Raw genomic sequence first — 12,995 nt, 5'->3', positions numbered from 1 at the left:
CCACCACCCCCGCCGCCACCCGCCACCGAAGGGGTCAGCAAGACCTACGATATCGGAACCGGCAACACCGCTCTCAAGCTCTACGTCAGCCAGGATGCCGTGGTCGGTAACGCGCTCTACGCCGTCTATCTCGACGGAAAACAGGTTGGCTCGACGCTGACCGGGTCAGCGCTTCATGGTCAGGGCTCGGACGTCGTGAACTTGCATGCCGATCTGAGTGCCGGGAACCATAACCTCGTGGTTCGCTACCTGAGCGACAGCTGGGGCAGCACGGGCGATCACAACCTCTACCTCGACGCTGTGGTTGACGCCGGCGGACGTGCGTTGGCCGTTACGAACAGTGCGATGCTGGATACCGGCGCGACGGCCCGGGCGATGCTGCACCTGGACTACGATTTCCACTGACGAACAGTGCGTGTCTCCGCGTTTCATCGCGGGGACACGCACTCGATAGCTAGTTGGTCTCAGTGGATGGCGTCGTTGGCCCAGACCCGGACGTAATCGACGTCGAGGTGCGTGGTCGGCATGGAGGCGTCGTACTTGCCCGGCCAGCTGCCAGTGTCACCCACCGCCAGGTTGACCAGCATGTACATCGGCTTGTGCATGTCGGCCGGTGTTGCCATCTCGGCCACCTTCGCACCGTCGATGTACCATTCCAGCGTGTCCTTCTGCCAATCGACCCCGAAGGTGTGGAATCCTTCCGTCAGATCTGCCGTCTGCACCGGCGTACTGGTCAGCCTCTGGCCGGCGACGGTGGAATGCACCGACGCGTAGGCGGTGTCCTTGTCGTGGCCCAGGAACTCCATGACGTCGAGTTCGGTCGTACCTGTACCGTCGGCGTTCAGCATCCAGAAGGCCGGCCACATGCCTTGGCCCGCCGGCAGCTCGGCACGGATTTCGAAGTAGCCGTATGTCTGGGCGAACGACTTGGCCGTGGTGAGCACGCCCGAGGTGTAGGCCAGGCCCAGCGGATTGCCGTCGTGATCCGGGGCCGCCGTGATGCTCAGGACGCCGTTCGAGATCGAGAACGGGTTCGTGCCCACCGAGCTGTCCGAGTAGTACTGCGCCTCGTGGTTCGCTCCTAGCGTCCGATCCTGACTGCCGATGCCGTATGTCGTCTTCCAAACGGTGCCGTTGCCATTCGCCGAGGCGCTGAGGGCGTTGAACTCCTCGGCGAAACTCAGCTTCATGCCCGGATGCGACGGGTCCGCCGGCAGGGCGAAGTCGCCGGCCTTGAGGTTCGTGAGCGCCACGTTCTGCAAGGTCAGCGTCTCGCCGCCGCCGAGCGCGATGACGGTGTCCGACCCGACCTGACTGGCTGCCATCTTCAGCTCGGCGAAGCTGTGCAGGTTGACCCCCTCCATGCGGACCTTGTCCACGCCAGAGGTGAAGTCGGTGATGACGTCGCTGCCCTCGCCCTTGGCGATGACGAAGATATCGGCCCCGCCGCGGCCGGTCAGGATGTCGTTCCCGGCCTTGCCGTTGAGGGTCTGGGCGCCGCCATCGCCGGTGATCATGTTGTTGAGGCCGTTGCCGGTGCCGCTCTTGGCGTTGCTGAAGATCAGGTTCTCGACGTTGTCGGGCAGGGTGTAGTCGCGCCAGGCAATGATGACCGTGTCGACGCCGCCGCCGGGCGCCTCGACGACCTGATCGCTCGACTGCCAGATGTGGTAGGTGTCGTCGCCGGCGCCGCCCTTCAGGACAGCATTGCCCTTGTCCCAGCCCCAGATGTCGTCGTGCCCGGCCGTGCCGCTGAGGGTCTGGACCGCATTGTTAGCCTTGATCGTCTGGGTCGGCGTGGCACTCGCCCGGGCTGCCTCGCCCGTCCCCGATGATGGCGCAACGACGACGGGCGGCTGTGAGACAGGCGTCGTCGTGGAGTTTTCGAAGACGACGTCGCCCGACGTGAGCGCCTCTCCGCCATGGATGGCGGTGAAGCGGCCGACGGCCGTGCCGTTCTCGCGGATCTCGTAGGTGTGCAGCGTGCCCTGCGTGCTGATCTCGACCACATCGGCATCGGCGGCAAAGCCGCGGAACACCAGCGTGTCGCCGCCGGAGATGCCGGCCCCCTGGAAGTCGGTGATCCGGTCGAGGGCCGTGCCCGTCAGGCCGGCCGAGCCGGACAGATCCGCCTTGCTGAACACGAAGCGGTCGGCTCCGGCTCCACCCGTCAGACTGTCCACGCCGAGCCCGCCGGTGATGACATCGTTGCCAGCGCCGCCGTTGATGGTGTCGTTGCCCAACGCCCCGATGATGGTGTCGGTCCCATCCCGTCCGGCGATCAGCTGCGCGCGCGTCCCGCGCGATGACAGATCGATCCGGTCCGCACCGGCTGTACCGGAGGTGTACTGAGCCGTCGAAAAGACTGTATCCGCCATTTTTGCCAATTCCCCCTTATGCTTTGCGGGGGGTAATACCCAAAGATGGTTAACGATAGGCTACAAGCCAGATAAATGAGAATATCTGACTGGTTCTCTCCAATTCTTGATTGCAGGGCTGTGAATTTAGTCTTCACGTCTTTGTGTTAAGGAGTCTATCCAGCGACGACATTGCAATTTTAAGTGTGTTTATTCATGCGCAACAACCCGGAGGGCCGATTCGGCGATTTCTGGCGGCGATCACGCAATTCCCTGGCTCGTCCGTATCATGCGGGGTCCGAAGCCTTCGCGCGCAGCCTCTGTGGCGCGGCTCCCCCATTCGTTCAGGCGCTTGCAGCAGGGTTGTCGCGCTGGCAGAGCGTGTGCAGATCGCCATTGCGAGGCCAGTTTCCGAAGCGTTTGCCCGCCACTCAATCTTCCGGATGACACGGGGTTCGACACCGATCTGCTTCGCCGGCAGGCTTGGACCGCGGGACTCACGCCTGACAACTCGTCCCCGCTCCATCGCAACCGGACCCCTTGCATCATGCCCTCGCTGCCCTGTCTGCGGGGCGGCAACGGTCTGCTAAAGCTTATGAGTCCAGAGCCGACAGAGAGGGAGAGGCCAGCCATGGCGGCGAGATGCGTGTTCGCCAGAGGGCAGCGCAGGACCGGGTTCCGGCCGCTCGTTTTCGCGGCCTGTCTGATCCTTCCCGGTATCTCACACAGCGCTCTCAGCGATCATCGGCGCCGCCACGCGCTGGAGGGGCGCTGGATCGGTGACGACTATACGCTGACGATCGATGAGGATGCCGTGCAGGCCAATCGCAATCCGACCCGGCCTTTTGAATGGGACGCGCTGCATATTCTCAATACGACTGAGAATATGATCGTCTTCGAGCTTGGCGGCGATCGGTTCGTCGGTCTGCTCGAAGGAGAACGGATGACGCTCAGCCAGATCGGACGTCCCGGCTACCATGTACTGACCCGTCAGCGGTGATCCGTTCGTCCCGGTATAGGCACGGCCACCCTCGCGCTACGGCACGCCGAGCATCGAGCGCAGAATCTCAAGAACGAGACTTTGTTGGCCCGGTCTCGCTCGGCGTCCTTAGACGGTCAGCGCCGGATGATGACGTCCACGATCTGAACCTGCTTCTCCGGCAGGCCGCTATCGAACTCGAGGATCGTCGTATCCTCACCTGCAAAATCCGCCGCCGGACGGTAGAAAATCGCCAGTACCGGGAAGGCGCTGCCGGCGCAACTTCCGCCAGAGGCCGGAACCTGAGTCTGGCCCGCTCCGACGATGATCGTGCCATGGGTCGGAGGCTGGACGATTCGGACCGGCGGGGTCCGTTCGGGTTTGCAGTCCGGGGTGATGCTCCCAAACAAGCCGATCCGCGCATCCTGTCCGGCCTTGCCGTCCACCGTCCGGCGGACCTCCTTGGCCTGAACGCCGCCGATGAGCACGCCGCTGAGAAGGAGTAGGCTCAGAAACCAAGGCATGCCCGTGTCCCTCGTCTCGGTATCGGTGTGACTCTGACGCGGCTCTCACGAGAAAGCCGTCGATCCTACCGGACGGCCGCGGCCGCACTCGCATTGCCGGTCAACCCTGACAGGGCGGTCGTGAAGCGCTGAAGTCCGGCGGACGGCGCTTCCGAAACGAAGATGATATCCCGATTGCGGATCGCGAAGTCGTTTGCCAGGAACAGGGCGTCCGGACGGCTCATATCCGTGTTGTAGATCGTCGGGATCCACTCGCCGGTATAGCCCGCGAGGTCGACGTTCAGGTCCTCCAGAACCTTGCGCGACTCGACCCGGTAAAGGAATACGGCGCGCGGGTCCGCCCGCGATGGATCGAGGCCGCCGGACTTGGCTGCGGCCTCGGCCAGGCTCATGGTGTCGTTCTCGAAACTGAAGCGACGATTGTTCGTTCCGCCGATGGATCCGGGGGCCGGGGTCGCTCCGAGCGTCAGGTAGAAGCGTGGCTCCTTGGTCAGGAAGACCGTGTCGCCGGGCTCGAGGTAGGGGTTCTGCCCCGGAACCTTGATCACGGCGCTCAGCAGGGCCTGGGTCGTCCGGTTGTCCCGCTTGAGCGTGACGATGGTTTCATAGGGGGGGCTGCGCGGACCGCCGCTCCGGGCGATTGCATCGAGCAGACGAAGGCCACCGGGATCGATGTTGACCCGGTTCGGCAGCGTGACGTCACCGAGAACGCTGACGTTGCCGGAACGACGCTCGCCGATGGACACGACAACCTGCGGCTCCACGGCGCGCTGGTTGAGGCGTGTGGCGATCTCCTTGGACACCTGCTGCGGTGTACGCCCGGCCGCTTGGATGCGGCCTGCATAGGGGACCGTGATCGTTCCGCTGGTTTCCACCTGTTGCGGCGGGATCGCGACGAAGTTTCCTCCGCGCGAGGTTCCACCCTCGGGAGCGATGAACAAGCCGCCGGCCGATGCCTCGAAGATCGTAATGTTGATGATGTCGCCGATGCCGATCACCCCCTGCCGGGCGGTGGATCCTGCCGGGACACGGGCAAAGCGTGGACCCATCGCCTCCGTGTTGGCGTTGGCCGCCCTCAGAACGGATGCGTTCAGATCGAGAACGACGTACCCGACTGGAGGCGTTGGCGCCGTCTCCAACGCCGCGTTCGCTCGCACTTCGCCCCGGTTTGGGCCATCGCTGGAAACGAAGGTGCAAGCGGACAAAGCGGCCGAAACTGAAAGGGCGAGGGCCGCAAAAACGAAACGCAGGCGTCCACCCTGACGCGGGGCGGCGTCGTGATCCTTGGCGGGGAATGCCATTACCGCAGCACCGATCGAACGTGAATGAAAGCTACGGCGCAAACACCGCCTCCCGGAGATACGCCCGAAGCCGGGCCGAGTAGGGTCGTCGCGCCACAACTAAAGCTATGCCGCCTGGATGTCTTCCGGATTCGAGTTTTTCGCTCCACGGAAGTGTGAAGTGGTGTTGATACAACACAGACCTGCGCCGATTTCGACGGCATTTGCGCTTGATCGCCCAAGCTCAAACGGGTCGATGAGGAACCCTCCCATCGGACGTCGGAAGCCTCCGAATGCTCCGGAGCCTGAGCCTTTGGGGCGCGACAGCCGAACGCGCCTTCAGGGTCTGATCCGAGGATGGCATCAGGTGCGAACTTCAACACAGGCTCCAGACCATCAGAATGCAACACCGGAGTCTTGGTCGATCTCGACAACCGGAGTTGGCTTCCGAGTAATGCCGGTCAGGTGAACCAGAAGTTGTCCTGAGTCAGCGCAGTGTGACTGACGCCCTGAAGCGTGATGCTGTCGGTCGCACTGATTTGAATGACCGTATCCTGGCCAACCGTCTTGAGGGCTAGTTGAGACATGTTTGTGGCCACGGAATGGTCGATCGCGATGACGTCGTGTCCGATTCCGCTGCCGGGATGGAAGCCGACGATGGTATCAGCGCCGGAATCTCTTTCGACCAGGAAGGTATCGCCTCCTGCGCCCTTCAACGTATCGGAGGTCTTCGCCGTGGATTCGATCGTCAGATTCCCCTTCAGGCCGGTGATGGCGTGCGATCCATCTTGGAAGGTCAGATCAATCATGACCGTCTTACCGGTCGCGTCGATCTGTTCGTGCTTGACGGCGAAGCTCTTTCCGTCGAGCGAAAAGGTGTAGTTGTCTTTGGTTTGGTCGCTGTGCCGAACGGTCTCATAGGTCAGGACGCCGGCCGTGAAGATCTTCAGCTTGGCGATATCGGCGGATCCTGGCGTATAATATGTATATTCCGAAGTCTTGAGATTATCGACGTATTTGGTCTCGACCATCTTGTCAGCCGAATTAATGGTATGCATAGCCACAGCGCCAGCGTTATCGAAGGATGTGCTTGTCTTAATGCCGGTCTTCTTATCGAAGGAAAATTCCCAGTCCTTCGAGCCGTCGCTATGCGTCCGACTGGTGGACATCAGGGTTCCGGCCGCATCGTAGCTGTTGGTTTCGGCGACATACGTCTTGCCGACGATGTTGGTGAGCAGGACGTCCTTCGTCCGATCGGCATGGACATGCGTTTCGCTGACGACGATGCCCTTGGCGTAGACCAGCGTCGTGCTGGAGCCATCCGCTTTCGTCTCGACCGAGCGCGTGACTTGGCCGTCGACAATGCTCGTTGTCGCCGTCGATGTCATCCGACCGAGGGCATCGTAGCTCACCACGCTGATGTTGTTGCCGGCCGTGGTCGTGACTGCAAAGCTGTAGCCGTCCTTGATGGCGGCCAAAGCCTCCTTGCTGTCGGTCAGGAGGCTGGTCATGGCTGCGATGGACGCGACCGGGAGGACGTGGCTATCGGACAGGTAAATCGCCGCCAGTTTTCCGGACGCCTGGAGAGCCGGTAACTGGGCGACCACCGACGATGCTGTGCCGACCACGATCAGAACTTCGTTGCTGACCGCTGTTGGACCGACCTTCGCCGTCAGCATGTGACTGCCGGCCCCGAGGTCCTTCAAGGTCACCGCGAAGGCACCGGTCTTGTCGTCGGCCTTCGCGGTCGCGACGATGCTGTTGCCATCGTAGATGGTCACCAGCGCGCCGCCACTGGCCGTTCCCGCCAGCTCGCCATCGGCCGCCCCACCGGCGGCCCGGGTGAGCCCGGCAAGCTTGAACGCGCTGATGGTGACCGGCACTCCGGTGTCCGGGGGCGTGAGCGAAGGCGATACCGGGGTGGCATCACGCTTGGTTGTGTAGGCTCGCACATAATCGATGAGCATGTGGCCTTCGGCAGGCGTGGTGGCGTCCGTGGCCCCGGGCCACGAGCCTGCATCGCCGACGGCGAGATTCAGCAGCATGTACATCGGCTTGTTCATGTCGCTCGGCGTCGTAAGCCTGGCGACGGCGTTGTTGTCGACGTAGTAGGTGATGGTATCCGCCTGCCAGTCGACGCCGTAGGTATGGAACCCCTTCGAAGTGTCGATTCCGAAGACGGTCTGGGTCTCGGTCACATTGGGACCGCCGACCTTGGAATGGGTGCTGGCGTAGATCGTTCCGGGCTCGTCGCCGAGCACCTCGAACACGTCGAGTTCGGGCGGCCAGGACAGATCGGCCGGCAGGAGCCAGAAGGCGGGCCAGAAGCCCTTGCCGGCGGGAAGCTGGGCGCGAACCTCGAAGTAGCCATACAGCTGGGAGAAGGACTTGTAGGTGGTGATGACGCCGGAGGTCCAATCCAGGCCCGAGCCGAGCGGGGTTTCGACGCCCTGGGTCGCGCGCGCGGCGGTGATATCGAGGACGCCGTCCTTGACGCTGAAGGGGTTCACCCCGACCGAGCTGTCGGAATAGTATTCATCTTCCTTGTTGCTGGGCAGGGTCCGGAGTCCGGCCTGCGGATACTTCGTCTGCCACGTCGTCGCGACTCCGGTCGCGGATCCCGAAAAGGTGTTGAACTCGTCCGAGAAGGTAAGCTGATACTTCGACAGATCGACGGGCAGGCGGAAATTCGCCGCGGATAGATCTTCGACCTTGTGATCGCGCAGGGTCAGCGTCTCGCCTGTCTCAAGCCTGATGATTGTATCCGCCCCGACCTGGGACATCGCCGATTTGAGTTTTTCAAAGCTATTCAAGCTTTGATAGTTATCAAGCTCGATCACGTCCTTCGTGTGATCGAATCCAACGATGACATCCGAGCCTTCGCTTTTGGCGATGATGAAGCTGTTTTTCCCGGCGCTACCGATCAGCACGTCGTTTCCGGCGCCGCCATTCAGGGTTTGATTGCCGGAACCTGTGCCGACGATGATGTTGTCTTGCGCATTGCCTTTGCCGCTCGAATGGAGCCCTGCTAAGATCAAGTTCTCGACGAACGCTGGCAGAACATAATAATTCGCCGTCGAGTTGATCGTATCGGTTCCTTCGTCGCTTTTCTCAGCAACGATGTCGTTCTTGCCATAAACAAAATAGGTGTCATCGCCGAGGCCGCCAACGAGGGTGCTGGCACCGCCTGTCCGCAGAGCATCGTTTCCGGTTGTTCCGGCAAGAGTCTCTTTGGCAGGTGCGATGAACCCTTTTCTGGTTGCCCCGCCCGTCGACAGCGTGCTTCCAGCGGAGTTGAGATATGTGGCCACCGGGGTCGTCCTCAATGCGATGAGGACATCTGGTTGTATCCGCTCGAAATAAACGTTCGATCGATCGATCAAATTGCTTGCATCGGAGCATTTGCGAGCGTTGCTCTCGTGGGATGATGCAAATGCCTACCAAATCGAAAACCCTACCAAATCCGCTCGGCTGAATGGTCTTCCACGGCTTCGGTTCGCGCCTGCGGAGGCGTTCTGGAGCGGCGTCATCCTGGCCGCTGCCGATCCAGCATCGACACTGGTTCCGGTGCCTACGGCTGCGCCGCGCAGGCTCGGAATCCGCTTGCGAACCCGTGCGCACCGCTTCATCGCCTTCCCTGGAAACATGGGCTAACAGGACCGTGGCGATCCCGATGGTGGCGCGAAAGTTGGTGAGACATGCTCGGCCCAGTGATCTGGTCGCTTCTGAATACCGCCGCGACGGTGGTCATCCCCTTCCTGCTGTTCATTATTTTTGCTCGCACCGGCGAGGCGTACCAGGTGGGCGCGGTCGGTATCGCCGTCTCGATCCTCGAAATTCTCAAGACCTTTTGTCCCCAGGGGCTGTATGAGGTCCTGCTACGTCCGGAGACGACGCGCGAAGAGGAATGCGCCTCCCTGGGACTGCTCCTTCTCAGTGGTCTGATCGCAACCGCGGTCTACATGGGCGTGATCGTTCTGGTCGGGCGATACATGCCCGATCTTCAGGCGATCGGCCCAATCCTACTTCTCCTCGCGCCGAAATTGCTGTTCGACGTCACGTCGGTCCAGCCGCAGGCCGCCCTCGCGCGACAACTCACCTTCCGACGCCTGGCGATGCGGACGGTCATTGCCAATTTCGTCGCGGCGGGCGTGGGATCGGTCCTGGCCTTTGCGGGCCACGCCCTCGAGGGCTTGATCCTCTACTATCTCCTCCAGTCGATGCTGAACTTCTTCCTGGTGGCTCGGGGCCAGATGGGCCGCGTCAGACCCACGCTCGGGACAGCGCCCCTGAAAGCCTTGTTTCGCGAGGCCGGCTACTCGTCCGCCGTTCGCATCGTCGCCGCGGCCAACAATTATGCGGATACGCTGGTCGTCTCAGGCTTTGTGTCTGCCGCGCTCGTCGGAACATACAATCTCGCGAAGCGCATCGAGACGGTCTTGATGAGCACCTCATCATCCTTCTCGGTCATCATGTATCAACCGCTCTTCGCGAGCCGGGGTGCGGCGCCGCGTTCTGAAATCGTTACGACCGCGATGCGACTGACCACCGTGCTGTTCGGACTGCCGATCATCATCTTCGTCTCCTTTCCCGAGGAATGGGTCGGATGGGTGTTCGGGGATCGCTGGCTCAATGCTGCGCCCGTCTGTGCGCTTCTCGCACTGTCCGGATTGGCACGGATCTATGGCGGCATCTACGGTTCACTGCTTTCGGTCAGCGGGCGGAATCACGTTCTCCTCATCTACGCGCTGTGTTCGATGATTGTCGGACTTGGCTCGGTCGTATTGCTCTCGCGATACGGCCTCGTGTGGGTTGCCTTGGCCATCGCGGTGAAGAGTTGGGTCTTCTATCTCGTGTCCGCCTATCTGACCCGCCGGGAAACCGGGCCGGTGATCGCCACCTGCTTTTGGAACGTGCTCTCTCCCTTGCTGCTGTTCTCTCTCATTGCTGCAGGCGCGACGCGCGCCGTCGCCCTATCGGCGCCCACAGGACTCCACGGTATCCCTGCGTCAGTTCTGATGATCGCCCTCAGTTCTGTTGTAGCGATGGCGTCCGTCCTCGTGATCTATCGGCGAGATCTCTCGAAGATTTCGAACCTAGTGCGCGTCAAGATCGCAGAAAAGCGATCCCCGGCGAAGCCGACCTGATGTTGGTAGAGGTGGAAGCGCTGTCGCTTTATGCGAGTGTAATGAGGGTGGCCCAATGATTCAGAATATTCAGGTTCTTCGAGGATTGGCGGCCCTCCTCGTCGTTATTGTCCACTGCGAAGCGATCATAAAGTCGTTCGGAAATTTTCATTATATTGGGATCGCCGCGAGCACGGGGGTTGATCTGTTCTTCGTTATTAGCGGCTTCATCATGGTTTATACGTCGGACCGAAATGGCCCGACCCCCCTCGGCTTCTTCGCAAATCGCGTGGCCAGGGTTGCTCCTCTGTACTGGCTGTTAACCATCGCGATCTTCGCCATTGCGGTTTTGCAACCCCAACTGCTCGGAGCAACCAAAGCAAGCCTTTTGAATCTCGTGAACTCCCTGGCTTTTTGGCCTTACTTGAGAGACGACGGAAAAGTTGCGCCGCTACTGTTTCTGGGATGGACGTTAAATTATGAAATGATGTTTTATGCTGTGTTTGCCCTTTGCCTCTTCATCAAAAATCTGAATCTGAGGGTCCTGGTTGCGATCGGGGTGCTCGTCTCAATGACAGTACTGGGTCAGGCCATCGCCTTTGAGAATGTCCCAGCTCTCTTCTTTACGCGGCCCGTCATCCTTGAGTTTGCCCTGGGCATGATCGTTGCCCGAATCTATGCGATCCTCCCGCACAGCAAGCGGGCGGCCGTCATCGCACTGTGCCTCGCAATCATCGCTCTTCCGGCGATGCTGCTCGCCGCCGTCCTGTCATCGAGTATGCTGCCGATTGCCGGGATCCCTGCGGCCGTTCTGGTCGTTGCAGCGCTCATCATGGATCGGGGAGGGCTTTCCCTGAGCTGGCGTCCTCTCGTGGCGATCGGTGATGCAAGTTACTCACTCTATCTTACGCATCCGTTCGTTGCCCAAGTCGTCATTAAGCTGTCGAATAAACTTCAGCCCCTGTCGCTCCTTTTGAGCTTGTTAGTTATCTTAGTCATATACGCGATATCAATTACGCTGGCTCTCTTGGTGTATCGGACCCTCGAGATACCGATGACACGGGTAGCACGACGCCTGCTCCATCTCTCTCGCCCGAAGAATCCGGCGGGTGCCTTGTAATTGGGCCGCGGCTTGATCCCGAGCTGCACCGAAATGATAAGGGATTGAAGACGCGACGGCCTCGAGCAGGACGTCGCCGATCGGTCTTTGTCGAAACGGGGAGTGCCGGACGTCGTGGCGGAAAGGCCACCCGCCTCCGGGCGACGCCGGCATGCCAGCAATCGAACCCGGGAGAGCTCAGGCGTCTTGCGAGCGCCACGCCGAACAGGCCGCTGATAAGCACCACGGCATGCAGCGCCCTTTACCGAACCTGCCGACCAGCGAGGAGGCTGGGCGTGATTGGCGCGGGCTGACGCGATGCATCTGCGCGGCATCTCCGGGCCCATCCGCTGCACACTGCCTCGAACCGAAGGTCCTCGTGGCGAGACACTCTTTCAAGCGCTCCGCGAATGCGTCTCCAAGAGGAGTCGCCTGATCCCGGGCCTAACGGCCGGATCGGCATGGGACAACGCTGACTGACCGGTCCTATGACGAAAGCTGCGGGACGCATGCGCGCGGTGGACGCTACCCATCCTCTTTCGAGGAAACGCGACCCGTGATCAAGCTTTCGCAAAAATCCGGACAATTGGATCCAGCTGAAACCCGTACTGGGGCTACGGGCCGCCTGCAGCCGTCACCATCCCAGATATGACGCCCCAGCGACCGATGATGCCAACCATATCCTGGTTGTCGCCCAGCCCGGTGCAAGCAATCGATTGGATCAGGCGTTCCCATCAACAAAAACACATGAGAAAACGAACGATAAAAGGCGGCGCATGCGCCGCCTTTTTCGACAAGCCGTTCCTACCTCTGGTAGGCTAGGCCGTTTTCAGGCCACGTGAGCAGGAGCATAGAAATTGAAGTCGCCGGTGTCGAGCGCCTTGCCGTTCAGCGAGTTTACAGCGAAGTTGTAGTAGTCGCCCGTGTCGGAATTGAAGATGCTGTAGTAATACACCTTCGCGCCCGAAGCAGTCTCAGCGCCGGCGCCGAGGAGGTCGAGCTTGGCATCGGAACCGAAGCCGCTCAGATTGATGAAGTCCTGCTCGCCGGCGCCAGGGCCACCCGCGCCGCGGAAGTCGGTGATGTAGGTCGCCAGGGTCCCGAAATCCTTGGATGCGACCTCCGTTTCCTGACCGAACTTCGCAGCCAGAACGAAGGTATCGTTGCCGGCGCCGCCATAATACTGGTTGAAGTCGGCATGCCCCTGAAGCTGATCGTTACCGCTTCCACCGGCCATCTTGTCTACGTCGCCGCCATTACCCTGAATTTTACCATTCGCGTCGGGAGCGGTGGTAACACCATCAACCATTGCCATTGTCGTATCCTCGAGAGCTTGTGCGCACGGCATCCGTGGCAACGATGATCAATAATCAGGAAATTTGTGCACTATGAAAGAGGCGTTCATTTACTGAAACGTCCCTAACGGCGTGTTAACTAGGGGGCGACACCGAGTCAATCATCCAAATGGGCATCTAGGTAGTTTTGGCGCAGCCAAATGGCGTAGTTACTGAATTGCATCAGTTCTGAAATTCCCAGATTTTCAGCAATGCTAGGGCTGTGTCTGTGAATCTTAACCAAGCAAGCGGCGCCGCACTGCGGCCGACCAGCTTGCATGAGGATAACAGTGGAC

Annotated in this window: 8 protein-coding genes and 1 pseudogene; 4 read left to right on the top strand and 5 right to left on the bottom strand. The window is 60.8% G+C overall.

Going from position 1 to position 12,995, the window contains the following annotated elements; all coding sequences use genetic code 11:
* A pseudogene (locus tag J7U37_RS16005) lies at window positions 1–405 on the top strand (carbohydrate-binding domain-containing protein); the annotation flags it as partial.
* Between the two features lie 59 nt (window positions 406–464).
* On the opposite strand, the gene J7U37_RS25140 reads toward J7U37_RS16005, so the two are convergent.
* Window positions 465–2,378 carry a family 16 glycosylhydrolase gene (locus tag J7U37_RS25140; protein WP_282103915.1) on the bottom strand — a complete coding sequence of 638 codons (1,914 nt, stop codon included), beginning with the start codon at window positions 2,376–2,378 and terminating at the stop codon, window positions 465–467.
* 610 nt (window positions 2,379–2,988) lie between these two features.
* Here J7U37_RS25140 and J7U37_RS15990 point away from each other — a divergent pair.
* The gene (locus tag J7U37_RS15990; protein WP_056185619.1) at window positions 2,989–3,357 is read left to right on the top strand and encodes a hypothetical protein; all 369 of its coding nucleotides are present in this window, start codon (window positions 2,989–2,991) and stop codon (window positions 3,355–3,357) included.
* Between the two features lie 116 nt (window positions 3,358–3,473).
* On the opposite strand, the gene J7U37_RS15985 is transcribed toward J7U37_RS15990, so the two are convergent.
* From J7U37_RS15985 to J7U37_RS15975, 3 genes are all read right to left on the bottom strand, one after another.
* Window positions 3,474–3,860, bottom strand: a complete 387-nt coding sequence (locus tag J7U37_RS15985; RefSeq protein WP_247636360.1) for a hypothetical protein — start codon at window positions 3,858–3,860, stop codon at window positions 3,474–3,476.
* 65 nt (window positions 3,861–3,925) lie between these two features.
* Complete coding sequence (locus J7U37_RS15980) at window positions 3,926–4,909, bottom strand: polysaccharide biosynthesis/export family protein (RefSeq protein WP_162241319.1); 984 nt, start codon at window positions 4,907–4,909, stop codon at window positions 3,926–3,928.
* Window positions 4,910–5,601: 692 nt separating this feature from the next.
* Window positions 5,602–8,451 (bottom strand): family 16 glycosylhydrolase, encoded by a 2,850-nt coding sequence (locus J7U37_RS15975; protein WP_247636359.1) that lies wholly within the window; start codon window positions 8,449–8,451, stop codon window positions 5,602–5,604.
* Window positions 8,452–8,838: 387 nt separating this feature from the next.
* Here J7U37_RS15975 and J7U37_RS15970 point away from each other — a divergent pair, with 387 nt between their 5' ends.
* Together J7U37_RS15970 and J7U37_RS15965 are read left to right on the top strand one after the other, a co-directional pair.
* Complete coding sequence (locus J7U37_RS15970) at window positions 8,839–10,287, top strand: oligosaccharide flippase family protein (protein ID WP_247636358.1); 1,449 nt, start codon at window positions 8,839–8,841, stop codon at window positions 10,285–10,287.
* Window positions 10,288–10,342: 55 nt separating this feature from the next.
* Entirely contained in the window at window positions 10,343–11,386 is a 1,044-nt protein-coding gene (locus tag J7U37_RS15965) for an acyltransferase (RefSeq protein WP_247636357.1), read from the top strand.
* Between the two features lie 808 nt (window positions 11,387–12,194).
* Here J7U37_RS15965 and J7U37_RS15960 read toward each other — a convergent pair.
* Window positions 12,195–12,680: a hypothetical protein gene (locus tag J7U37_RS15960; protein WP_247636356.1), complete on the bottom strand. Its 486-nt coding sequence runs from the start codon at window positions 12,678–12,680 to the stop codon at window positions 12,195–12,197.
* Between the last annotated feature and the right edge of the window lie 315 nt (window positions 12,681–12,995).

Origin of the sequence: Methylobacterium sp. 37f (genome assembly GCF_023093475.1) — a bacterium.
GTDB lineage: Bacteria > Pseudomonadota > Alphaproteobacteria > Rhizobiales > Beijerinckiaceae > Methylobacterium.
Note: the sequence above shows the minus strand (reverse complement) of the source record. Positions and strands in the feature narration are given on the sequence as shown.

Excerpts from the sequence above, each read along its gene's own strand:
- J7U37_RS15985 (WP_247636360.1), bottom strand. The coding sequence starts at position 3,860 with ATGCCTTGGTTTCTGAGCCTACTCCTTCTCAGCGGCGTGCTCATCGGC.
- J7U37_RS15965 (WP_247636357.1), top strand. The coding sequence starts at position 10,343 with ATGATTCAGAATATTCAGGTTCTTCGAGGATTGGCGGCCCTCCTCGTC.
- J7U37_RS15960 (WP_247636356.1), bottom strand. The coding sequence starts at position 12,680 with ATGGCAATGGTTGATGGTGTTACCACCGCTCCCGACGCGAATGGTAAA.
- J7U37_RS15970 (WP_247636358.1), top strand. The coding sequence starts at position 8,839 with ATGCTCGGCCCAGTGATCTGGTCGCTTCTGAATACCGCCGCGACGGTG.
- J7U37_RS25140 (WP_282103915.1), bottom strand. The coding sequence starts at position 2,378 with ATGGCGGATACAGTCTTTTCGACGGCTCAGTACACCTCCGGTACAGCC.
- J7U37_RS15990 (WP_056185619.1), top strand. The coding sequence starts at position 2,989 with ATGGCGGCGAGATGCGTGTTCGCCAGAGGGCAGCGCAGGACCGGGTTC.
- J7U37_RS15980 (WP_162241319.1), bottom strand. The coding sequence starts at position 4,909 with ATGGGTCCACGCTTTGCCCGTGTCCCGGCAGGATCCACCGCCCGGCAG.